Consider the following 22,733-nt stretch of genomic DNA (forward strand, 5'->3'; position numbering starts at 1 on the left):
ATTACTACTTAAGTATTTCTTAGATGTTGATTGCAGTTTCTAGAGCAACTTTCATCATGTCGTTGAACGACTTTTGACGCTCTTCAGAGCTTAGTTTTTCACCACGGATGATGTGATCAGAAACTGTCAGGATAGTTAGAGCTTTCGCGCCTAGGTCTGCAGCTACGCCGTAGATACCTGCCGCTTCCATATCTACACCTAGGATGCCTAGTTTTTCCATCTTCTCAAAGATGTCAGCTTCTGGTGTGTAGAATAGGTCTGCAGAGAATACGTTACCTACTTTAACTGGTACTTCTTGAGCACGCGCTTGGTTAACCGCTTCTTCTAGAAGACCGTAATCAGCGATTGCTGCGAAATCGTGGTTGTTGAAACGGATACGGTTAACTTTAGAGTCTGTAGAAGCACCCATACCGATAACAACGTCCATTAGTTTCACGTCGTCACGTACTGCACCACAGCTACCTACGCGGATAACGTTTTTCACGCCGTATTCAGCGATTAGCTCGTGTACGTAGATACAGCAAGATGGGATACCCATACCGTGACCCATAACAGACACTTTCTTACCTTTGTATGTGCCAGTAAAGCCGAACATGTTGCGAACGTCACAAACTTGTTTCACATCTTCTAGGAAAGTTTCTGCGATGTATTTTGCACGCAACGGGTCGCCTGGCATTAGTACTGTTTCAGCGAAATCACCTGGTTGTGCGTTGATGTGTGGGGTTGCCATAAGTGCTCTCCAAAGTTTTGTTCAGGTAAAACGCATCAATTATAGAATGCTATTACCAATTCTGTTGAACTTGTTCGTTTTCGTTGAGGCAATAATATCGGGACAGGGTAAGGGGGCATGAGAGTTGAGTCACAAAATGGTCGGTTTTATTGTTTAAATAATCTGTTGATAACTAAATCTGTTGAAAGCAAAAAGGCAATCGATTTGCTTTTGAGCAGTTTGTCGATTGCGCGCACAAAATCTCGTCTTTCAGCACAAAATTTTTTCTTAAAAGTTTCTGATCGATATTCGAAGAGAGTGAGTAAAACGATTAAATTGTACAATTTATTTTCTTGTACAATGTTATTTGACTTGCTATAAGTTATACAACAAAACATTTTGTATAGGATGCTTCGTTATGGAATCTTCAATCAAAGTTGGTATCAGTTCTTGTGTACTAGGCGAACGAGTTCGTTTCGATTCGGGACATAAAATCAGTAACTTCGTAACGAAAGAGCTCGACGGCTACTTTAGCTTTGTTCCCGTATGTCCAGAAGTCGGTGTTGGTATGTCTGTTCCACGCCCTACCATTCGTTTGGTAAGCAATGAGGAGCGAATCGCGCTGGTAGAAACGAAAAATCCAGAAAACGACCACACTGACAACATGCTTGCGTACTCAGAAAATAAAGTGAACGAATTAGAGGATGAAGAGCTGTGTGGTTACATCGTCTGTGCGAAGTCACCAACGTGTGGCATGGAGCGAGTGAAGGTATACAGCAAAAATAGTGCGGCGAAAGAAGGTATCGGTTTGTACACCAGAACATTAATGGAAAAAATGCCGTGGTTGCCTGTAGAAGAAGACGGTCGTCTAAACGATCCGGTTTTAAAAGAAAATTTCATTACGCGTGTTTACTGTTTGAATGACTTTTATGAGTCGATGGGCGGCGAGCCCACACGCGGCAAAATTATTGATTTTCACTCTCGCTATAAGCTGACTTTAATGGCGCACCATCCAGAGTCTTATCGTTCGCTGGGACGCTTGGTTGCAGATGTATCAAGTTACGAAATGGAACAGTTTTACAACGAATATCGTCTAGGTCTGATGAAAGCGTTACAGAATCGCGCCAGTCGAAAAAACAACACGAACGTCCTGATGCATTTGCAAGGCTATTTTAAACGCTCTTTAACCGCTAATGAAAAAGCGGAGCTGGCGACGGTGATCAGTGATTATCGTACGGGCTTGTTACCATTACTTGCCCCGTTAACGTTAATTAAGCACTATCTCAATACGTACCCCGACGCGTACTTACAGAAACAAAAATACTTAGAACCGTATCCACAGGAGATGAGACTTCGTTATGGATTGTAGCCAAGAAGAAAAACTATACGCAATTCGAGATGTATCAGAGTTAACGGGAGTAAAACCCGTTACTCTGCGCGCTTGGCAAAGACGCTATAACTTGATCCAACCACAAAGAACAGAGAAGGGTCACCGCCTGTATCGACAGCAGGATTTAGATACTATTCGTGAAATTCAAGGTTGGCTTGCAAAAGGCGTTGCGATTGGCAAAGTCAAAGGCTTGCTAGGTCATGAATCAGATGTGGATTTAGTGACCGATATCCAACGACTAGAAGAAGTGGAGTCAATGCTCAAAGCGTTATCTGAACTCAATCGTGGCAAAACAGAAACGCTGTTATCGAATGTGCTAAAAGAGTACCCACTCAACATTGTCATTGAACAGCTGGTCAATCCTGTGTTTGAAGCGTTAGATTTGGTGAAAGTCTCGCTACGTTCTTTACAGCTTGGTTTGTTCCAAACTTGCTTGATTACTCGATTAGCCTTGGTTGTCGATTCGGAAAATAAGGCATCTTCCAAGGGAAAATGTTTGCTTTTGAGTTTTGAACAAGTTCGTGACTCAGAGAGCTGGATTCAGGCGGCAAAGCTGTGTGAACAGGGGTATCACATTACTCTGATTGATAAAGTCGAAGACATCTCGGGTTTAGTTGAGCATGATGTGATGTCACGTTACCAATACGTGCATTTCTTCTCGAATAAAGCGCTGCCTATCAAGCAAGTTGAAGCTTTGGCGACGTTATTAGAGCAAGCTCCGAAGCAAGTGCAGCTATCTGAAGTCATCGAAAAACTGCATTTCCCGCAATAAATCCATCCTCGTAAGGAGGCGACATGATTCTTGTATGGTTTCGACGTGATCTAAGAACGTTAGACCACACAGCACTTAAGGCTGCATTGGATACTGGGCTTCCGGTTGTTGCTTGTTTTGTTTCGACCCCTGAGCAGTGGCGAGAGCACCATATGGCACCGATGCAAGCTGATTTGATTGCTCGACGTTTATCTCACCTTAATGAAGAGCTCGCCAAACTCAACATCCCATTTTTATACAAAGAGGTGCCCGAGTTTGCCGATGTAACAGAGGTCATAAATGATTGGGCTACTTCTTTAAGCGCTCAACGTGTCATGGCGAACATCCATTACGAGGTTAATGAACAAGCACTAGATAGAGAGGTTTCTCACGCACTTTCAATTCGAGGCATTGCCTTTGATACTTTTCACGATAAGTGCGTTCATGCTCCGACTACCGTTTTAAATAAACAGGGGGAGTACTTTAAAGTATTCACCCCGTTTAAACGTGCTTGGTTGGCAAAGTTTCAAATGCCAGTTGTATCGAAACCTGAGCCGCAAGCCGAGCTGTCACCGTCTACCATCCAGCCGATTCAGCCAGATCGCTACCATGATGGTGTCGCATTCTCTTATCCTAGAGAATCTAGCAAGCGATGGTTCGCAGCAACCAGTGATATTGTTCAGCATTTGCGAGAATTTGCTCGAGACCGTAGTGATGCCTACCAAGCTGAAAGGGATATCCCTTCTGTTGATGGTACGAGTCAATTGTCTCCGTATTTGGCTATCGGCGCTCTGTCACCAAGGCAGTGCATCGCTAGGTTGTATGCTGAAAGCCCTATGGTTGACCTATCAGATGGTAAAGCGACGTGGCTGAGCGAAATCATTTGGCGAGAATTTTATCAACACTTATTGGTATTCGAGCCAAAGTTGGTCAAGGGCAGAGGCTTCATTGCTTGGGAAGACAAGATTCAGTGGTCGTACGATGAGCAAGCCTTCGAGCGCTGGAAAGCAGGAAATACTGGGTACCCTATCGTGGATGCGGCAATGCGCCAACTTAATACAACAGGTTGGATGCACAATCGACTACGTATGATAGTGGCAAGCTTCTTAACCAAAGATCTTCATATCGATTGGCGGTGGGGTGAAGCTTATTTTATGAGTAAGCTGGTGGATGGAGACTTTGCCGCCAACAATGGTGGGTGGCAATGGTCGGCATCAACAGGGTGCGACGGGCAGCCTTACTTCCGCATATTCAATCCGATCAGCCAAGGCGAGAAATTTGACTCTGACGGAACCTTTGTTCGCCATTGGGTGCCGGAAATAAAACAAGTACCAAACAAATTCATTCATAACCCTTGGCTATGGAGTGGCTTTAATTTACTGGATTATCACAAGCCGATGGTTGATCACAAGGTGGAAAGAGAGATAACCTTACGGCTCTTCAAAAATGCCAAGGAATAGAGAGAGATGCCTAGCAAGAAGCGTCCAATGAGTATCGCTAAAAGAACCCTGTTGTCTGTATCGTTGTCTTTAGTGAGTAGTTTGTCATTCGCTAAAATGTACCAACTACCAGAGGACGGAGCTCGCGTTATAGGTCGCATGGAAAACCATGTGGTTGAACAAGGCGAAACTATGGCGAATATTGCGAAGCGATATGATGTTGGCATGCTTGCGCTAATGGCTGCAAACAAAGGGGTTGACCCGTTTCTCCCTCAAGATGGTCACGTTTTAACGATCCCTACTCAGCTTATTCTTCCTGATGTCCCTCATAAAGGTATTGTCATTAACCTTGCCGAATTGCGACTTTACTATTTCCCAGAAAACGAAAACGTGGTTCATGTTTTTCCTGTAGGTATAGGTCGAATTGGTCGAGACACTCCAGAAATGACTACAAGCATCAGTCAAAAGCGTCCTAATCCGACTTGGACGCCACCTGCCTCTATTCGTGCAGAGTACAAAGCAAAGGGGATTGACCTACCTGCTGTCGTTCCTGCTGGACCAGATAACCCACTAGGTATGTTTGCACTTCGTTTGGCATATGGGCATGGTGAATACTTGATCCACGGCACCAATAAAGATTTTGGTATTGGTATGCGTGTGAGTGCGGGTTGTATTCGTATGGACCCAAGAGACATCGAATGGTTATTTGATAAAGTACGTCGTGGCGAAAAAGTAAAAATCATCAATCAACCGGTTAAAGTCGCATTAGAACCAGATCGTAGTGTGTTTGTTGAAGCCCACGAGCCGTTAACTCGCAGCAATGGCGAGAAGGATCACTTAGTCATTCCAAAAGAATTGGACTGGTGGCTTGATGAGTTTGGTATGACGAATGCTAAAGCGAAAGCAGCGATTGCTGCGCAGAATGGTGTTCCAGTTGAAATAACCGCGCCTTAACGAGCGTTAAAGCGCGGAATCAAATCTTACTTAGTGTAAGACTGAGCGATGTTGTCGATACGCTCGTTAGCACGTGCAGCTTCTTCTTGAGCTGCCATAGCCGCGTCGTTAGACTTTTGAACGTCAGATTGTAGAGACTGTACGTCTTGGCTTAGTTGGCTAACTTGGTTGCTTAGTTCGTCTAGTTTAGTAGCTGTTGCTGCTTCGTCAGAAGAAGCACAACCTGCTAGTAGAAGTACTGAAGTTGCTGCAGCTGCGATCAACGTTTTGTTCATATTAGAACTCCTTGCATATAGTGAAATTCCTACGCTATAAATTCTGTGTCATATAGTCATAGGGTCAAATGTGAATACATTCTATCAGAACATGATGTAGCAAAAGTCAAAAAAATCCAAGGATTTCATAGAGTACCTGATACGGACGCTAACTTTCTTCTTACAAATGTAAGTGATTACTCACTTGCTAACGCCAGTATCAGGTAGTACAGCAGCTCTTTTGCTACTACCTGATATCAATAATTTAGACGATATTGACACAAATGAAAGTTTCTAAGCGGAAACTTTATTTTTTCTATTGGAATTAGTTTGTGTGATCTCTATCTATACTCCTATGATTTGCGGTATTATATCGAGCTTTTATTTTTTGCTGCGTTAGAGCGGAAACGACACTGAAAAAGCGCTCAAGACGCTGACTATTTATTGGAGAATACTTTGCAATTTAAAGATCTAGGCCTAGACAACCGATTGTTGAAGAACCTAAAACACTACGATTTCAAAAAAGCGACTGACATTCAGCAGCAGGCGATTCCTGTTGCGATTGCAGGCAAGGATCTATTGGCATCTTCGAAAACGGGTTCGGGTAAGACTTTGGCGTTTGTATTGCCAATGCTACATAAGTCACTAAAGAATAAGTCGTTTTCTGCAAAAGACCCACGAGCTGTGATTCTTGCGCCAACGCGTGAGCTAGCAAAACAAGTATATGGTGAGCTTCGCTCAATGCTTGGTGGTTTGTCCTACGATGCTGCATTGATTCTTGGTGGTGAAAACTTTAACGATCAGGTTAAAGCACTGCGTCGCTACCCTAAGTTTATCGTTGCCACTCCAGGTCGTTTGGCTGATCATCTGGAGCACCGTTCTTTGTTCCTTGATGGTCTGGAAACATTGGTTCTAGATGAAGCTGACCGTATGTTGGATCTGGGCTTTGCTCCAGAGTTGCGTCGCATTCATAAAGCGGCAAAACACCGTCGTCGTCAAACTTTGATGTTCTCTGCAACACTTGATCACGCAGAAGTGAATGACATCGCGGCAGAAATGCTGAATGCGCCAAAACGTATTGCAATTGGTGTTTCGAACGAAGAACACAAAGACATTACTCAGAAATTCTACCTATGTGATCACTTAGAGCACAAAGAAGCGATTCTTGAACGAGTTCTAGAAGAAGCTGAATACCGTCAGGTGATCATCTTTACTGCGACTCGCGATGATACTGAGCGTCTAACAGCGAAGTTGAACGAGAAGAAACTGAAAGCTATCGCACTAAGCGGTAACTTGAACCAGACTCAACGTAATACCATCATGAGCCAGTTTGAGCGTGCGGTATTTAAGATTCTGGTGACAACGGACGTTGCTTCTCGTGGTCTTGATATCGCGACTGTGACACATGTAATTAACTTCGATATGCCGAAGCATACAGAAGAATACGTTCACCGTGTTGGTCGTACTGGTCGTGCGGGTAACAAAGGTGATGCAGTTTCATTGGTCGGCCCTAAAGATTGGGATAGCTTCAAGCGTGTAGAAACATACTTACAGCAAGATTTGAGCTTCTCTGTGTTTGAAGATCTAAAAGGTAAATTCAAAGGTCTGAAGCCACGTAAGCCAGATTTCCGCAATAAGAAAGTGGCTCCTAAGAAAGCACGTCCTCAAGCTAAGAAAACGCCGAAGAAACCAGCTCAGCGCGACAAAGGTTTCTATCAAAACGTGGCAGTGGGTGATAACGTGTTTATCCCTAAAAAGAAGCCAGCAGCACCAAATTCTGAAGATTAATCTTTAGCGAAAGTGACAAAACTGATAGACGAAAACCGAGCTTAAGAGCTCGGTTTTTTTATGCCTTATTCTTTCAAACAAACGATACAGATATACCCAAGTGACTTCAAGATGCAGAGTTCAGAGCGTTGTTATTGATTTGACTTCAAGGAAAACGACGCAGCGTAATAGCCAGCTCTTTCCAAGTTGTTTGACGTAGCCATTTGTTTGACTAAAAAAGCGAGTCAATGACACGCTCCCGAAGGGCACTCTTTGTAAATAGTAAGGACCTCGGCTTGTATACTTTGTTGTCGATTTTTGATTTAGACCCACTAAACCTTTAAATCGCCGCCGCGCCTACAAACCAAGTCATCCTCGCTGAACCAAGCATCTCGAGGTTACTTGGGTATAAGCTTTATGTTTATTTATTCTAAACGTGGGTTAAAGACACTTTGATTTTTCTGAACGGATTTTTTGCTTAGCATGAGCGGAGTGTGAAGAGGAGAATACGATATGCAGCAGCAAGATATTCAGCAACAAAAAGATCAATGGTTAGAAGAAATAGACATGACCCTTACCGAGCAACAATGTCGAGAACTAGGGTGGGAACAAACAACTTTGTTCGTTGAGATGTTTTCGTTTCTCTGTATGGCAGTAATAAGCTGTGCTTTGGTTATGTATCGTGGAGGAACTCATGATTACTGAGAAATCACAGATGGGAGAGTTGATAAAATCCATTGTTGTTTCCTCACTTTATTTTGTTGGCTTCCTCGCTCTAATTTGGGTTGTAACGACACATCTTTTCTAATTGAGTCTTGCTTTCCTGTGACCTGGTATTTGAAAGCTTTGCGGTATTGCCTCTGTATTTAGGAGACGCTACCGTAAAGTTTGTCTCTTTCTTACAGATTACTTCTCCAGTAAATACTATTCCACTTAGTGCATTTGCCTAACATTTAAACGTTTGCGTTTTGTAATTAGATAAAAATACCAAACAAATTCCGTAATGATAATTGATCTCATTTTCATTTAAGGGCAGAATACGCCGATATCATTAATTCTATAAATATCTGTGCCTTTTATATGAAATTTAGTCATGTTTTTTTGGGGCTTTTCGTTACCTCTTTACCTAGCTTTGCTGCTGATGATTTTAATTGGCTGAGAGATGACTCACGTCAAGATCAACGAGTCATTGCTTACCTCAAGAAGCAAAACCAAGCAACAGAGGGCTATCAAAAAGGTTACAGTGATATTACTCAAAATCTATTAGATAAATGGGATTTGATGACGGCAGAGAAAGGTGACAAGCCTTGGAGTATCAGTAATGGGCAAGAATGGAACCTGACTCGTCGTGAAGGCAATTACATTCTACTGTCTCGTCCAAGCAAAACTGCGAAAGAAAAAGTTGTTTACGATTTTTCATCTCGACAGAATCAACACCAATACTACCAAATCGGTCAGTGGCGCATGCAAGGTTCTTTGCTACTGTTCACTGAGGATGTTGATGGCAGCGAACAATATCGTGCTGTACTCGTGAATGTCTCCAACAACCAGACGACAGAACTGACCGAGAATGTTGATGACAATGTGTTGTTATCAGGCAATGGAAAGTTTGCTTATGCCGTAGCGAAAGAAGCGAAAACACAACGCCCATACCGAATTATTCAAATCGATACTCAGACGCGTGAAAGCAAAGTTATTTGGCAAGAGAATAAAAATGACTGGTTAATGTCATTTTATCCGTCTGCTGATGCTCGTTATGCGCTAGTACAAAGCAATAATGATTCTACGACAGAGCAAAAATTGCTGGATTTGGATTCAGGAAAATTAACGGCTTCGTTACGTAAGCCTGAACTTGGTGTTGAGTATTATGCGGATGTCGCTAAGGGCACCATATTCATTAACAGTAATCTTAACGGCAGCTTTGAGCTGTTTGAGATGAAAGTCTCTGATACTAAACTGCAATCGCCTGCATCTAAGTGGCACCCTTTTGTGAGTGCAGAAGGCGGTATTGAGCAGTTTTATCTTTATGATGCGGGACTTGTGGCATTAGCTAAGAGGGAAAATGCTACGACGATGACTGTGTACTCATACGATGGTCAGGCTAAAAAATCACTTCCTTTGGAAACTGAAGGGCGAGTGGCTTGGCTGAGTACACTCGGAGATTACCAGTCAAACAAGCTCCGCATTCGCAGTATGTCAATGATAACGCCTCCACTCTGGGAAGAGTTCGATGTCGAAACGCTGGTGAAATCTGACTTATCTCAGGATACTTACAACAACTTCTCAAGCGAAAACTACGTATCCAAGCGTATTATGGTTGAAAACCACGGTATAGAAGTACCCGTGTCGCTTGCTTACCGAAAAGATACGTTTTCTGATAACGCTCCTGTCGTCCTTTATGGTTATGGCGCTTACGGCTTTACGATGAAACCATACTTTATGCCTCAAACGGTAAGCTTGCTTGACCAAGGCGTTATTTATGCAATTGCGCATGTCCGTGGTGGTGGCTACTTTGGCAGCGAGTGGCATGAACAGGGGCGTGGTCTTCTTAAAGCTAATTCTATCAATGACTTTACTGCTGTCGCTCAAGCACTAAAACGCTTCAAAGGTGGTAAACGTGATGTTTATGCACTCGGTTCAAGCGCTGGCGGCACTTTGGTTGCTGGCGCAATCAACCAAAAACCTGATTTGTTTGCTGGTGCTGTGCTAAAAGTACCATTCGTTGATGTTGTAGCAAGCATGTCTGACCAATCATTGCCATTAACGGCTCAACAATATGGTGAGTGGGGGAATCCGACCATCCCTGAGCAACGCACTATCATGCAAGCTTACGACCCTATCCTCAATATCTATAAAGACGCTTACCCACCCATGTTGGTTCAAGTCGGACTGAACGACCAACGTGTGCCTTACTGGGAAGGTGCTAAATATCTCGCCAAAATTTCGTCGACTAGTGAATCGACAGGACCTTATTTGTTGCAAACGGACTTTAACTCAGGCCACCGCATGGACCCAAGGCAGGCTAGGGAGCAACAAGCAAAGGAATATGCATTTTTATTATCACTAATCAAAAAATCTGAAGCGGAGCAGTAAATGAAGCTTACCCCAGTGTCAGCGGCAGTACTATCGGTACTTGCTGCCAGTCAAGTGCACGCCGAATCTAACGTTTTCTCTATGGAAGAGGTAGTTGTAACTGCTAATAAAATTGAACAACCATTATCGAAAGTCGCGGGCAGTGTTGTGGTTGTTACTGGCGACGAAATTGAGTCGCGGGGAGAAACCGAACTTTATGATGCACTACGTAACGAACCTGGAGTAAGTGTGACTGGAGGAGCTGGTCGTCCTCAAAACATTACTATCCGAGGTATGACGGGTAACCGAATTATGATCATGCGTGACGGTATTCGCTCTGCGGACGGATTTGGCGCAAATGATATTAACGATGCGGTAGGACGAGATACTTTTGATTTATCAAATTTTGGTTCGTTGGAGATCATCAAAGGAGCGAGCTCATCTATTCATGGCTCTGGAGCCATTGGTGGTGCTGTTATCCTGAAATCGAAACAACCGGGTGAGTTCCTAAAGAATAAAGACTTTTATGTGGATGCATCTGGAACGTTTACCGATATCAGCAAGAAGTACAAAGCGACAAGTAACTTAGCATTTCGTTCTGGCAATACGGAAAGTCTCTTCAATGTAGCTTACTGGCAAGGACAAGAAACTCGAAACTTTGATGAAGACATGTATAACCGAGATCTTGATGGTTATAGCGGTGCATACACGATCAATCATTTCTACAGCGATGAATTGATGTTGAAAGCACGAGCAGAACTTTACACCCAGAACCAAAAGCGTTTAGAAGGTTCCCCATCGATTCAACCTGACGGGCGCTGGGATATCGAAACATTTGATGAGGATGAAGCTTCCGAAGAATACAGTGCTTACGTTGGTGTGGAAATGACGCCTCTTGAACCTACTTGGTTTGAAGAACTCGATGCCAAAGTTTACTGGCGCCATACCGAAGTGGTTGAAGATACAAATCGTTTGATGCGACAGACAGACCACAATGGTTTGACTGTTAGACGTCGTGAGCTTGAACACAAGAAGTTTATTGATGAAACGATGGGATTCCGAGGAGATTTCACACACACAATTAACGCGATAAACACTGAGCACCAGCTTGCTTATGGTGTCGAGCTATCGACAGATTATTACGAGCGCAAAGACAGTGATTCTAAGATTGATTGGAATGGCGTTACACCTTCTATAAAGCAACCTTTCGCCCCAGCTCGATCTTATAATTTTGGTCTATATGTCCGAGATATGGTGGAGTTAGATAAGTGGACCATTACGGGCGGATTGCGATTCGATGCGCACCGACTAACACCAGATGGAAAAGGTGAGATTGGTGGTTTTGCTCTTAAAGACATTGATAGTTCGGAAGTTTCGCCAAGCTTGTCGGTTTCTCGTGAAGTGTTTGCTAACGACATCGTTTATGTCTCGTACAACCACGGTTATCGCGCTCCTGAATACGATAAAGCGTATGGCTTCGTAAATCATGATTTTGTACCACTAACTCCTTTTGTTATTGCACCTAATCTAGACCTCAAAGCTGAAACCTCTGATTCTTTTGAAATTGGTAATAAGTTCGATAACGGTCACGTGCATTTGTTTGTGGCTGCTTTCTACAACAAGTATGACAACTTCATCGATGTTGTAACAACAGGGTTTGACTCCAACTCGGGTAATTTCATCAAGCAGTACCAAAACCTTGATGGGGTAGAGACTTACGGTGCTGAGGTTTCTGCGGGTTATGCATTTACCAGAAACTGGAATATCAACACCAAGTTTGGATATGTCGATGGTAAAGATGCTGATGGTGACTACGTTCGAAGTATCACTCCCTTTGAAGGTAATGTTCAGCTTGATTACATGAGTCAAAAGTTAGGGGCTTATGTCGCTTGGAATTGGGCCGCGGCCATGGATCGAGTGCCGAAATGTCAGACCTCACTCGGTCTAGCTACAGAGTGTGCTCAGACGAGCGCATGGAATACTTTTGATATCGGTGCTACCTACCGAGTGACAAAAGACCTGCGCTTGAGCGCAAACATCGTCAACCTTCTCGACAAAGAATACATCCGCTACCAAGACGTTGCTGGTATCGCTGAGGAAAGCAAACGTTACTCAACTAAACCAGGACGCTACGTCACACTTAACGTGAAATACGAATTCTAGGACGAAATCATGAAGCTAAAACCATTAGCGCTTTCACTTGTTGTTGCCTGTACCTTTTCGGTACAGGCCGCAGAGTGGGACTACCCCATAACGAACTCTGTAGTGAATAATGAAGCTGAAGCGAAGACTTATTTAGATAGTAATTACGCGAATGCAGGTGAATTTAAGTTCCGTTACAAAACGCAATCTCGGCTCGGTGAGCATTACAACTTTGATGTTTGGGTTAAAGGAGAATACCAAGCTCAAAGAACAGTAGTGGTAACAACGGACAAAGAGCACCATGTGGTTCGAGTATTTAAGAGCCTCGAGGACACCATCATCCGCAATGGCAAACCGACGGTTGCAGCTGAGATGGAAACACCTCGACAGCTAGAAGCGCAAGAACCGCCAGCACTTAGCACCGGTCATATGGTGGATGTGGATGTATCACTGTTCAATCCTGATTTGCGTACTATGCAGCAACAGCCTGCGCCAGAGTCTGCGTGGTCTTCTCTATCGGATTATCCAAGACCAATCGAGTATGTCACCAAATCGGTCCAAGTTCTCCAGTCTGGTGGTAAGTTTTATCTATCGAACAGTCGGGTAAAACAAGTTGACGCCACGGCGTTGTTAGCAGTGACAGCCCCTGGTGCAGAGCCTGAGCGCGATACAACGAATTTTTTACCTGCCGAAGGTCTCCAGTCTTTTGACAGCATTGAACAAATGCAGCAAACGAAGTTTGGAGATAATGCGTTTCCACAGTTAATGGCGTTTTACCACCTTGATAACTCGATTCAGTACCTAAGGAGTATTAATTATGAGCTCTTTAATGCTCCTTTGCGTTTTGATGGTCGAGGTCTAGCAAAAGATAACTCTACTTATTACTACGGTCCACGCGCTCTGATGCTTGGCGTCGGTGGTGTGTCTCCTGATGCTGTTGATGCTGACGTTGTGCTACATGAATTCGGGCATGGTGTTCACTATCAAATCGTTCCTGACTGGGCATACGGCCATACCGGTGCGATAGCCGAAGGCTTTGCCGATTATTGGGCAGGAAGCGCTAGCTATCGAACACAATATCAAGATGCCACCCGCCGTGGGCAAGAATTTGAGATTGATACTGTCTTTAATTGGGACGGGATGTTCGGCGTTCGTCGAGGGACAAGAAGCTTATGGAACCAGCGTGCTCGATATTTTGAAGGTGCAGAGTACCCAGCTCATATAAGCGTAGGAGGAGAGAATGGTGATGAGCTTTGGTCTACGCCACTTTTCCAAGCGTTAAAAACCTCGGTTATGCGATATGGAGACGGTACAGATAAGGTCTTTCGTGAGTTCGATAGCATCGTGTTGGAGGGCATGTATGGTATAGGACGTGGCGTGAAAATGCATGACCTTGCAGAATCTACAGTTTTTGCGGCAAAAACACTGTTTCCAGATAAAGAGTATGCGCAATTTTTGACGGATAGCTTTAACAAACACAATTTGTTGAAAGCACCATTTCGTGCGCGTTATGACGCGCGTTACATCCAAGTTGGTAAAGATGTCGGAGTTAGCATTGCTCAGAACGGTCGAATCGCGACGATTAAAGGTCAATGGCAACTCGATGGTAAGTCGGTGTTCGATATTGATCAGACGCTTTCGGATTCTACATCTATGCAGGTTGCTTTACCGCAGGGGGTTACTTGTGGGACTCAATTTGACTCTTCTATCGCGCTCGATTATCGATTTGGTGAAGATCTAAAAACTCACCAATGGACAGAAAGTATCAAGCTGGTTAACGGCGTACCTAAATTAGACATCAAACCTCAAGCTCTGAATTCAGCGTTACCAGAACAAGGTGACAGGCTCTTTTCGCAAACTTTATCTGATAGGTCTCTAAAGATTGATGATTCGTTTGCTGTTTACCTAAATATTGAACATGAGTCTCTTCAAGATCTACAAGTGACGTTGGTATCGCCTCAGGGCAAGACTGCCGTGCTGCTTAGTCATCAAACAAGTAATTCAAATGGATTTAAAGGTTACTTTACAGCTCAGTACGATGATGAGTTAAAAGAACTCGTTGGCGAACCGAGTTGGGGTACTTGGCGTCTCGAGGTTTCGGATCGTGTGTCTGGAAACTCTGGGGTGTTGAAAGAGTGGGGTGTGAGTCACTTTGCTCAGTATCAGTGTCGTGCTGATACCACTAATGAAAACAGTAATGGTGGCTCGGGTGGTAGTGGTTCACCTTTCGCATTGTTTGGTCTGTTACTGCTTTCAATGGTGAGAGTGGTTCGCTCTCGTTAAACCACAAATTATTAATCAAAAGAAGATAATATTTATGAAGTTTCAATATTCTTTCATTGCTATATCGCTCGCCCTTGCTGGCTGTGGCGGCGGTTCTGGTGGTGACACAGCCGCTCCGACATACAACCTAGCGGGTACGATTGCAGCCCAAGGCACATTGCTGGATACCCCTGTGTGTATCGACTTAAACCAAAACTACGTTTGTGATTCATCTGAACCTAGTACAAAAAGTGATAATGCTGGTAAGTTCACCCTGACATCAAGCGACAAAAACATTTTGACTAGCACGATTCTTGCTGAAGTTGATCAGGGCTCAAATCAAACACTTCGAGTAAGTGCTCCAGGTCAAAACCTAGCGACAGGCAACACGCTTAATGGTGTCACAAGCCTAATTTCGGGCTTAGTTGTAGATGGTAAAACGCTTGCTCAGTCGGAAGAAATTGTAAAAACGCAATTGGCTGGTGCGGGCGTTTCTTTGTCTGGTTCCGTGATGTCAAGTGCAACGGCAAGCGAGCTAAGCACACTCGAACAAAATACGGCTGCCGTACTAAAAAGTATGAAGCCGGAGCAAATGAAGCAAGGTGTCGCTCTCCTTTCTCAGAATCTTAGCTACCAAAGTAAAGCGCTTGTCTCAGAGTCGCTATCTGATGCTCAAATCGCATCGTTGGCTAAAGAAATTAGTGAACTTGCTGATCAGACTATAGGTCGTAACGACACCGGTGTCGTGTTGTTTTTCGCTGAAGGAACTTCTGGTGTTGCGAAAGAACCGCTAGATTACCCAGGTCAGGATGCTTCTTATGGCTTCGATAAAACCGACAAGCAAACAACAACAGGATCAGGACTTAAATTTGTCAAGCTTGATGCGAAAGGTACAGCTTTGGCTGATGATGCATCAGAGTGGTCTTGTACCTTGGATGAGCGTACTGGTCTAGTTTGGGAAAACAAGAGTGGGGATTCTAACTCAATTCAATTTAAAGACCGCCTATTTGCGTTTGAGTCTGAAACATTTAAACCATTTAGCAAAGATGTCGATCTTGCAAGTTGTAAAGACGCGGGTGATGAAGTTTGTACAACAAGCCAATACGTTGAGTACACGAACAAGCAGTCGTTATGTGGAATTGCTAGTTGGCGTTTGCCGACTTACCGTGAGACTTATGACTTACTAGACTTTGGTGAACAAACACTGTTTGCTCCGAACGACGAATATGCGCCATACAACGTCTATGGTTTTAATGTTAAATACTTCCCACAGCAAACCATAGGTAGTCCTTATTTAGAATATGGTGCGTTTTGGCATAGCGACTTTAAGTTTACGAATGCATCATCACAGCTCATTGATGGTGAGGTTTATTTCCCTGCGATTGTCTCTCGGGGCGTAGAAAGAGGAACTATTTCATACGTCGAGATTCGCTCAAGCAACACAAGTGTAGGTGCTGATGATTCTTACCAATTCCCAATCCGTCTAGTCGCAGTTAAGGGGCAATAAGATGAAGAAACTAATAACTGTACTATCTCTTGCTTTGGTTTCTCAAACTGGAATGGCTGCACAAGAGTGTTCTACTGACTTTTCTAAAACGGCACCTAACACGCGTTATACATATTCTGAGAACGGTACCGTAACTGATCTGAAAACAGGTCTAACATGGATGCGCTGTCCAGTCGGTATGACATGGAATGTAGGAAATCAAGAATGTCAGGGGACGCGATCTACAATGTCATGGCAATTAGCTCTCTCCACAGCAAAACAAATTCGTAATAAGGACGGCAACCATCCTCTTCACAATTTTGCTGGCAAAAAAAACTGGCGACTAGCAAATATCAAAGAGCTGGTATCTCTAACTGAGCGAGCTTGCCACAGTCCAGCTATGAATGGTACAGGGTTTGTTAGCGGCTATAGTTTGAAAGGTGGAGATGATGTTCTAGGGATTTATGTGTGGAGTAACACACCTAATGGCGACGGTGAGCATGTTGCAACTTTTGACACGACTAATGGTGAGATTTTTAATCGAAAGCCGTTAAATTCAGCCTTCAAAGCTACTGTATTGTTAGTGACGGATGAGTAATAATCATTATATCAACAAAGACTTATAGTTTTGTTGTTTATAAAAAGCTCCGCGATTGCGGAGCTTTTTGTTTTCTCGTGTGTAAATTATGCGTTGAGTCGAACGCTTAGATTTGGAACTGCTTAAGCTGGTGTTTCTGATTTTCTGCCAAACCAGACAACTCTTGCGCTGCAGCGGCTGATTGGGTGATACCCGTTACGTTCTGGCTGACCAACTCATAAATAGTGCTTAAGTTGTTGTTGATGTCAGAGGTGACTTGTTTCTGTTCTTCTGAAGCGGTTGCGACTTGAGTATTGATCGCGTTCAAGTCAGAAATCGCGCTGTTGATGTCGCTCAGAGATCGGCTTACTTCTGCAGCAAGCGCCTGGTTGTCTTCTAGCATGGCTAAGCTTGAATGCATGCTTTCGTTTGCCTGACCAGACTGTTGTTGTAGCTCTTCAATGATGGTTTGGATCTCTTTGGTCGATTCTTGAGTTCTTGCTGCAAGCATACGTACTTCATCTGCAACTACGGCAAATCCACGACCACTTTCACCTGCGCGTGCTGCTTCAATAGCGGCATTGAGTGCCAACAGGTTGGTTTGTTCAGAGATACTTTCAATTACCTCAATCACTTTACCAATCTGTTCCGACTGGTCTTTTAGTGATGTCACTACGTGGGCAGCTTCGTTGAGTTGATCTGCCATCTTAGTACTTGCACGCGTGCTTTCCTCAAACATGCTCAAACTTTGTGAAGTTAATTTCGTCGCTTCATTAGACGCGCTATCCGCTTGCTGTGCGTTAGTTGACACTTCCGCAGCGGTAGATTCAAGTTGATTAATTGCAGAAGCGACTTGTTCTACTTCTTGTTTTTCTTGATCAGAGTTTGCGCTGCTTTGTGTCATGACTGTCGCAAGCTCAGTAGAGGCCGAAGCGACATCTTCACTGATTCGTACTAGAGAATCGACGGTGCCACGAAGCTGATGGATCGTTTGGTTAACGTCGCTTGCCAATTCGGATACTTCGTTTTTACCTACTTCTTCTGCTTCTACAAGCAAGTTGCCTTTTGCTACCTCTCTCATGGTTTGTTGCAGATTACGAATAGGCGCAACAATATAGCTTGCCAGCAGCCAACTGATTAATGAAGCAATAGAAAGGATGATGACCAGCGAGATGGTGCTGTAGGTTAGCGTATTAGAGTGCAATACTCCGTTTTCTTCTACTTCATCCGTTACGATTTGATTGAGCTTTTTAGACAAGCTGTCAATGGCATTGATCATTGCCTCACCAGCGAGGCGGTATTTGCCCATTGCGGTTTCGTATTCTCGGTCAAAATCCGATGTTGTGTAGTCCGATGAATGCTTGGTATTTAACAGAGGTGTCATGGTGACTCGAGTGAAATCCACATAGTGGTTCATCGCCTCACGCATGGCATTTACCTCTGCATGAATCCCTTCAATTTGATCGATTGAGTTTAAAAATTCTTGGTTTGTCGCCTGACGTCGTTGTAATTCTTGGTTAAGTGTTTTGACATCTTCAGCCCTGAAAAGACTGTAGATAGCCTTAATGCGCATGGCATAAGTGTTGTCTACGATTGAGCTCAGTTCTTCTTTGTGCACGATAAGGTTATTTGTTGAAACCGTAACTTTATCGAACGCTTGCTCTAATTTTCCTATGCCTACGCTCAAACCTACGATGAGAAGTATGACAGTGAAAAGTACGGGCACGAAAACCTGTAGCTTAATAGACAGCGCACTAAGTAATTGACGCATGATTGACCCTCTAAAGATTGTAACTATTATCATTTTTGTAAGTAAAGCGTAACGATTCTAATCATTAGTCTCGATATATCAATCATTTAACAATGTTTATTTGTTATGAAATATATTAAAAGCGATGTAGTTGGCATTTTGCTATTACAAAAAGCAGTCAAAGTATTTTGAGCTCGAAAGTAAATAAAGTTTGATTGCTGATTTATTAAGCAGAAATGACAACGTGTCATAGAGGCTTCAACTAAGTGAAACACAACTGTCATATTTGGATTCTAAAGTGAGCACCGTTCAAGTGAAACACAACGGCAATAAGGCCACTTAAAGGAAATTGTGATGAAAAAGACAGTAATCGGTGCAATCGCACTTCTAGGCGCAATGGCAGTGACTCCTGTTTCTGCTAAAGAAACTATCTCTGCAGTGGGTTCTAGCAGCGTAACTCCACTGATGGAAGTTTTCTCTGAAACATACATGAAGACAAACCCGAACGTATTTATCGAAGTTCAAGGTCCTGGTTCATCTGCTGGTGTTAAAGCAGCGAAAAACGGTTCTGCAGACTTAGGTATGTCTTCTCGTAACCTAAAAGACTCTGAGAAAGAGCCTGCTCTAAAAGAAGAGACAGTTGCTCTAGACGGTATCGCAGTTGTTGTAAACCCACAAAACAAACTATCAGGTCTAACGGCTGAGCAAGTTACTGCTATCTACAAAGGCGAAGTGACAAACTGGAAAGATGTTGGCGGTGCAGATAAGCCAATCGTAGCAATCACTCGTGATACGGCTTCTGGTACTCGTGGCGCATTCGAAGACATCATGTCTCTAAAAATGAAAATTTCTGGTAAGAAAGTATCTGCAATCTCTCAACGCGCTCAAGTTGCTAACGGTAACGGTGCACTGAAGACTATGGTTGCTTCTAACCCATACGCAATCGGCTACATTTCTCTTGGTACTGTTGATGGCTCTGTAAACGCGCTTCCAATCGATGGTATCGAAGCATCGGTAGACAATGTGAAGAACGGTTCTTACAAAGTTGCTCGTCCTTTCCTTGTCCTTTACAAAGATGGCAAGCCATCTGCTGAAACTCAAAAATTCCTAGACTGGATGCTAACTGACGAAGCGCAAGCGCTAGTTGACCAAAAAGGTTACATCTCAGTTAACTAATCCTATCGGGACTCTAAAGTTTGCTCAGCCCAACATTTCGGGCTGAGCCTTTTCTATCCATTGTGTTCAACGGCATTGCCAAGAACCGTGAGATTTTTATGACCATCGCAACAAATAGTGAAAAGCTTATGACTACTGACGCTAAAGCGATCAGCAAGCCAGGTTTACGCGAAAAACGCCGCGTCGATTGGAGAGAACGCATCTTCCACGGCTTGTTCCTAACGAGTGCTGTTATCGGCATCGTATCATTAGCAGTTATCGCATACTTCATCGTTCGAGAGAGTATCCCAGCATTCCAAGAAGCGGGCGTCTCGGGCATTGTCCTAGGTCAAAACTGGTTACCACCTGCATTATACGGTGTTGCCACTATGATCGTCGCTTCTATCGTATCGACAGCTGGCGCGGTTTTAGTGGGTGTTCCAATTGGTGTTTTGACTGCTATCTTTATCGCGGAAATCGCACCAAAGCGCTTGGCGGACATTATTCGCCCGGCAGTAGAACTGCTCGCAGGTATCCCTTCCGTCGTTTACGGTTTCTTTGGTCTAGTTATTATCGTTCCACTGATTCAAAACGTTTTTGATGTGCCAGCGGGTAACACTATCCTTGCAGGTATCATCGTTCTTGGTGTGATGATTCTACCAACGGTAATTACGGTTTCTGAAACGTCTATCCGCGCGGTTCCTCGTACTTACAAAGAAGGTTCTTTGGCGCTAGGCGCATCTAAAATCTACACCATCTTTAAATTGCTCGTTCCAGCGGCTCGCTCAGGCATCATGACAGGTGTGATTCTGGGTATCGGTCGTGCGTTGGGTGAGACCATGGCGATCATTATGGTTATGGGTAACGCGCCAGCTATGCCAGAAGGCATCTTGGATTCGGCTCGTACGCTAACGGCAAACATCGCTATTGAAATGTCTTACGCAAGTGGTGTTCACGCAAACGCACTTTACGCTACAGGTGTGGTACTTCTTGTTTTCATCATGTCGTTGAACGCTGTACTACTTTACCTAAACCGAGAAAAAGCGAAGTAATCGCTCGTTAAAGGTGACTATTATGGATCGCGCAAAACTTAAAAAAGCACGCCAGTTCAAAGATAATGTCTTTAGCGCATTTGTCTGGATCTCGGCAGCACTGACGGTAGGTTTTTTGTTCTGGATTATCTGGTACATCCTATCAAACGGTCTACAACACGTAGATTGGAACTTCATTACTGATAACTATACGCGTACAGGTGAAGAGCAGGGCATCTTCCCAATGATTGTGGCGACAATTTACATGGTTATCGCATCTATCGCAGTGGCCGCTCCACTCGGTATCATGACAGCAATCTACTTGACCGAATACGCGAAAGTAGGCAGTCGTTTAGTGAAGATTATCCGATTCTGTACTGAGTCATTGGCGGGTATCCCGTCGATCATCTTCGGTCTATTCGGTATGACTTTCTTTGTGGCAATTCTTGGTCTTGGCTTCTCGATTCTATCAGGTGCCCTAACGCTAAGTATCCTTATCCTGCCAGTGATCATCCGTACTACGGAAGAAGCGTTGATGGCAGTACCGCAAACATACCGTGAAGGTTCTTACGGTCTGGGTGCTTCTAAGATTTACACTATCTGGCGTTTAATTCTTCCAAGCGCAATGCCAGGTATCTTAACCTCGGTCATTCTAAGTATTGGTCGTGTCATTGGTGAATCTGCTCCAGTATTCCTGACAGCAGGTATGGTTGCACGTATTCCGGATTCTCTATTGGATTCAGGTCGTACGTTAACCGTTCATCTATACAAACTGACTACCGAACTGTTTACCATTGAAGAATGGAATCAGGCTTACGGTACCGCGACAGTTCTGATTGTTGTTGTTCTACTGATCAACATGTTTACAAAACTTATCGCACGACGTTTTAACACCGCAACTTACTAACAAAACGAATTAAGAACGCACGTTAAAAGACACGAATTCAAGATTTAAGAGATTAAGAAAATGAACAAGTTTGATATTGAAAACCTAGATCTGTTTTACGGTGACAACCAAGCACTGAAATCAATCAACTTACCAATCCCAGTACGCCAAGTGACGGCGCTTATCGGTCCTTCAGGTTGTGGTAAATCAACATTGCTACGTTGCTTGAACCGCATGAATGACCTGATTGAAGGCGTTAAGATCACGGGTAAGTTGGCAATGGACGGTGAAGATATTTACGGCAATATCGATGTTGCTGACCTTCGTATTAAGGTTGGTATGGTATTCCAGAAGCCAAACCCATTCCCAATGAGTATTTATGAAAACGTGGCGTACGGTCTGCGAGCTCAAGGCATCAAAGACAAAAAGCACATCGATGAAGTTGTGGAACGATCCCTGCGTGGTGCAGCACTTTGGGATGAAGTAAAAGACCGTCTTAAGTCTCACGCGTTTGGTCTATCTGGCGGTCAGCAGCAGCGTCTATGTATTGCACGTACAATCGCGATGGAGCCTGATGTGATTCTAATGGATGAGCCAACATCAGCACTTGACCCGATTGCGACCCACAAAATCGAAGAATTGATGGAAGAGTTGAAGAAGAACTACACCATCGTGATCGTAACGCACTCAATGCAGCAGGCGCGTCGTATCTCAGATCGTACTGCGTTCTTCCTAATGGGCGAATTGGTTGAGCATGACGATACACAAGTTATCTTTAGCGATCCAAAAGACGACCGCACCCAAGGTTATGTAAACGGTGACTTTGGTTAATTACAGTATTTACAAGCATATACGTTAATAACTATAAGCGATGGTACTCTTGCCCCTCCTAGTGAGGGGCTTTTTTTATTTTGGGTGTGACTGCCTATCATTATTAGCAATGCTCATGTTGATTCATTTTTGCTCATTTTTTTTGCAGTATGTAATTCTGATGAAACACCTGTCTAAAAATGTTGAAAGGTTCTCGAATGTGAAATTAAGTTAATATTTTTTGCGAAAGACTTAACAGCTCAACTTGGATTCCATTGATTGCATATCTACACCTAAG

The 22,733-nt window shown here is 43.7% G+C and carries 18 protein-coding genes; 15 read left to right on the forward strand and 3 right to left on the reverse strand.

The window, feature by feature from the left end; all coding sequences use genetic code 11:
- Window positions 1–19: 19 nt before the first annotated feature.
- Window positions 20–730 (reverse strand): purine-nucleoside phosphorylase, encoded by a 711-nt coding sequence (deoD, locus tag QMY49_RS21225; protein WP_005375140.1) that lies wholly within the window; start codon window positions 728–730, stop codon window positions 20–22.
- 397 nt (window positions 731–1,127) lie between these two features.
- On the opposite strand from deoD, the gene QMY49_RS21230 reads away from it, so the two are divergent.
- The 4 genes from QMY49_RS21230 to QMY49_RS21245 are packed head-to-tail and all read left to right on the forward strand — an operon-like array spanning window position 1,128 to window position 5,243.
- Window positions 1,128–2,078: a YbgA family protein gene (locus QMY49_RS21230; RefSeq protein WP_283316652.1), complete on the forward strand. Its 951-nt coding sequence runs from the start codon at window positions 1,128–1,130 to the stop codon at window positions 2,076–2,078.
- Window positions 2,068–2,871, forward strand: coding sequence for a MerR family transcriptional regulator (locus QMY49_RS21235; protein WP_283316654.1), 804 nt, complete (start codon window positions 2,068–2,070; stop codon window positions 2,869–2,871). Before QMY49_RS21230 ends, QMY49_RS21235 begins: the two co-directional genes overlap by 11 nt.
- 23 nt (window positions 2,872–2,894) lie before the next feature.
- Window positions 2,895–4,310: a deoxyribodipyrimidine photo-lyase gene (gene phrB, locus QMY49_RS21240; RefSeq protein ID WP_050938341.1), complete on the forward strand. Its 1,416-nt coding sequence runs from the start codon at window positions 2,895–2,897 to the stop codon at window positions 4,308–4,310.
- Window positions 4,311–4,316: 6 nt separating this feature from the next.
- On the forward strand, window positions 4,317–5,243 hold the full coding sequence (locus QMY49_RS21245; RefSeq protein ID WP_009697873.1) for a L,D-transpeptidase family protein: 927 nt from the start codon (window positions 4,317–4,319) through the stop codon (window positions 5,241–5,243).
- A gap of 26 nt (window positions 5,244–5,269) precedes the next feature.
- On the opposite strand, the gene QMY49_RS21250 is transcribed toward QMY49_RS21245, so the two are convergent.
- Entirely contained in the window at window positions 5,270–5,518 is a 249-nt protein-coding gene (locus QMY49_RS21250) for an Lpp/OprI family alanine-zipper lipoprotein (RefSeq protein ID WP_005441096.1), read from the reverse strand.
- 423 nt (window positions 5,519–5,941) lie between these two features.
- On the opposite strand from QMY49_RS21250, the gene QMY49_RS21255 reads away from it, so the two are divergent.
- The 7 genes from QMY49_RS21255 to QMY49_RS21285 all read left to right on the forward strand — a co-directional run bounded on the left by QMY49_RS21255 (window position 5,942) and on the right by QMY49_RS21285 (window position 16,824).
- The gene (locus tag QMY49_RS21255; RefSeq protein WP_283316658.1) at window positions 5,942–7,285 is read left to right on the forward strand and encodes a DEAD/DEAH box helicase; all 1,344 of its coding nucleotides are present in this window, start codon (window positions 5,942–5,944) and stop codon (window positions 7,283–7,285) included.
- Between the two features lie 492 nt (window positions 7,286–7,777).
- Entirely contained in the window at window positions 7,778–7,969 is a 192-nt protein-coding gene (locus QMY49_RS21260) for a hypothetical protein (protein ID WP_005452866.1), read from the forward strand.
- 375 nt (window positions 7,970–8,344) lie between these two features.
- Complete coding sequence (locus tag QMY49_RS21265) at window positions 8,345–10,357, forward strand: prolyl oligopeptidase family serine peptidase (RefSeq protein ID WP_283316661.1); 2,013 nt, start codon at window positions 8,345–8,347, stop codon at window positions 10,355–10,357.
- On the forward strand, window positions 10,358–12,499 hold the full coding sequence (locus QMY49_RS21270; protein WP_283316662.1) for a TonB-dependent hemoglobin/transferrin/lactoferrin family receptor: 2,142 nt from the start codon (window positions 10,358–10,360) through the stop codon (window positions 12,497–12,499). It begins immediately after the preceding gene.
- A gap of 9 nt (window positions 12,500–12,508) precedes the next feature.
- The gene (locus tag QMY49_RS21275; protein ID WP_222326643.1) at window positions 12,509–14,761 is read left to right on the forward strand and encodes a proprotein convertase P-domain-containing protein; all 2,253 of its coding nucleotides are present in this window, start codon (window positions 12,509–12,511) and stop codon (window positions 14,759–14,761) included.
- Window positions 14,762–14,795: 34 nt separating this feature from the next.
- Window positions 14,796–16,247 carry an Lcl domain-containing protein gene (locus tag QMY49_RS21280; protein ID WP_045486422.1) on the forward strand — a complete coding sequence of 484 codons (1,452 nt, stop codon included), beginning with the start codon at window positions 14,796–14,798 and terminating at the stop codon, window positions 16,245–16,247.
- Between the two features lies 1 nt (window position 16,248).
- Window positions 16,249–16,824 carry an Lcl C-terminal domain-containing protein gene (locus QMY49_RS21285; protein WP_005452860.1) on the forward strand — a complete coding sequence of 192 codons (576 nt, stop codon included), beginning with the start codon at window positions 16,249–16,251 and terminating at the stop codon, window positions 16,822–16,824.
- Window positions 16,825–16,930: 106 nt separating this feature from the next.
- Here the strand turns inward: QMY49_RS21285 and QMY49_RS21290 are convergent, their stop codons facing one another.
- Complete coding sequence (locus QMY49_RS21290; RefSeq protein WP_009697869.1) at window positions 16,931–18,574, reverse strand: methyl-accepting chemotaxis protein; 1,644 nt, start codon at window positions 18,572–18,574, stop codon at window positions 16,931–16,933.
- A gap of 333 nt (window positions 18,575–18,907) precedes the next feature.
- Between QMY49_RS21290 and QMY49_RS21295 the strand changes: the two genes are divergently transcribed.
- The 4 genes from QMY49_RS21295 (at window position 18,908) to pstB (ending at window position 22,456) form a co-directional block, all read left to right on the forward strand.
- Window positions 18,908–19,729: a phosphate ABC transporter substrate-binding protein gene (locus QMY49_RS21295; RefSeq protein WP_005452857.1), complete on the forward strand. Its 822-nt coding sequence runs from the start codon at window positions 18,908–18,910 to the stop codon at window positions 19,727–19,729.
- 98 nt (window positions 19,730–19,827) lie between these two features.
- Window positions 19,828–20,760: a phosphate ABC transporter permease subunit PstC gene (gene pstC, locus QMY49_RS21300; RefSeq protein ID WP_005452855.1), complete on the forward strand. Its 933-nt coding sequence runs from the start codon at window positions 19,828–19,830 to the stop codon at window positions 20,758–20,760.
- Window positions 20,761–20,782: 22 nt separating this feature from the next.
- Window positions 20,783–21,646, forward strand: coding sequence for a phosphate ABC transporter permease PstA (pstA, locus tag QMY49_RS21305; protein WP_009697868.1), 864 nt, complete (start codon window positions 20,783–20,785; stop codon window positions 21,644–21,646).
- Window positions 21,647–21,706: 60 nt separating this feature from the next.
- Window positions 21,707–22,456 (forward strand): phosphate ABC transporter ATP-binding protein PstB, encoded by a 750-nt coding sequence (gene pstB / locus QMY49_RS21310; RefSeq protein WP_005452851.1) that lies wholly within the window; start codon window positions 21,707–21,709, stop codon window positions 22,454–22,456.
- The last annotated feature ends 277 nt before the right edge of the window (window positions 22,457–22,733 follow it).

This window comes from Vibrio harveyi (assembly GCF_030060435.1).
GTDB classification, from domain to species: domain Bacteria; phylum Pseudomonadota; class Gammaproteobacteria; order Enterobacterales; family Vibrionaceae; genus Vibrio; species Vibrio harveyi.

Excerpts from the sequence above, each read along its gene's own strand:
- pstB (WP_005452851.1), top strand. The coding sequence starts at position 21,707 with ATGAACAAGTTTGATATTGAAAACCTAGATCTGTTTTACGGTGACAAC.
- QMY49_RS21285 (WP_005452860.1), top strand. The coding sequence starts at position 16,249 with ATGAAGAAACTAATAACTGTACTATCTCTTGCTTTGGTTTCTCAAACT.
- pstA (WP_009697868.1), top strand. The coding sequence starts at position 20,783 with ATGGATCGCGCAAAACTTAAAAAAGCACGCCAGTTCAAAGATAATGTC.
- QMY49_RS21270 (WP_283316662.1), top strand. The coding sequence starts at position 10,358 with ATGAAGCTTACCCCAGTGTCAGCGGCAGTACTATCGGTACTTGCTGCC.
- QMY49_RS21275 (WP_222326643.1), top strand. The coding sequence starts at position 12,509 with ATGAAGCTAAAACCATTAGCGCTTTCACTTGTTGTTGCCTGTACCTTT.
- QMY49_RS21295 (WP_005452857.1), top strand. The coding sequence starts at position 18,908 with ATGAAAAAGACAGTAATCGGTGCAATCGCACTTCTAGGCGCAATGGCA.
- QMY49_RS21265 (WP_283316661.1), top strand. The coding sequence starts at position 8,345 with ATGAAATTTAGTCATGTTTTTTTGGGGCTTTTCGTTACCTCTTTACCT.
- QMY49_RS21260 (WP_005452866.1), top strand. The coding sequence starts at position 7,778 with ATGCAGCAGCAAGATATTCAGCAACAAAAAGATCAATGGTTAGAAGAA.
- phrB (WP_050938341.1), top strand. The coding sequence starts at position 2,895 with ATGATTCTTGTATGGTTTCGACGTGATCTAAGAACGTTAGACCACACA.
- QMY49_RS21290 (WP_009697869.1), bottom strand. The coding sequence starts at position 18,574 with ATGCGTCAATTACTTAGTGCGCTGTCTATTAAGCTACAGGTTTTCGTG.
- pstC (WP_005452855.1), top strand. The coding sequence starts at position 19,828 with ATGACCATCGCAACAAATAGTGAAAAGCTTATGACTACTGACGCTAAA.
- deoD (WP_005375140.1), bottom strand. The coding sequence starts at position 730 with ATGGCAACCCCACACATCAACGCACAACCAGGTGATTTCGCTGAAACA.
- QMY49_RS21250 (WP_005441096.1), bottom strand. The coding sequence starts at position 5,518 with ATGAACAAAACGTTGATCGCAGCTGCAGCAACTTCAGTACTTCTACTA.
- QMY49_RS21245 (WP_009697873.1), top strand. The coding sequence starts at position 4,317 with ATGCCTAGCAAGAAGCGTCCAATGAGTATCGCTAAAAGAACCCTGTTG.
- QMY49_RS21235 (WP_283316654.1), top strand. The coding sequence starts at position 2,068 with ATGGATTGTAGCCAAGAAGAAAAACTATACGCAATTCGAGATGTATCA.
- QMY49_RS21230 (WP_283316652.1), top strand. The coding sequence starts at position 1,128 with ATGGAATCTTCAATCAAAGTTGGTATCAGTTCTTGTGTACTAGGCGAA.
- QMY49_RS21280 (WP_045486422.1), top strand. The coding sequence starts at position 14,796 with ATGAAGTTTCAATATTCTTTCATTGCTATATCGCTCGCCCTTGCTGGC.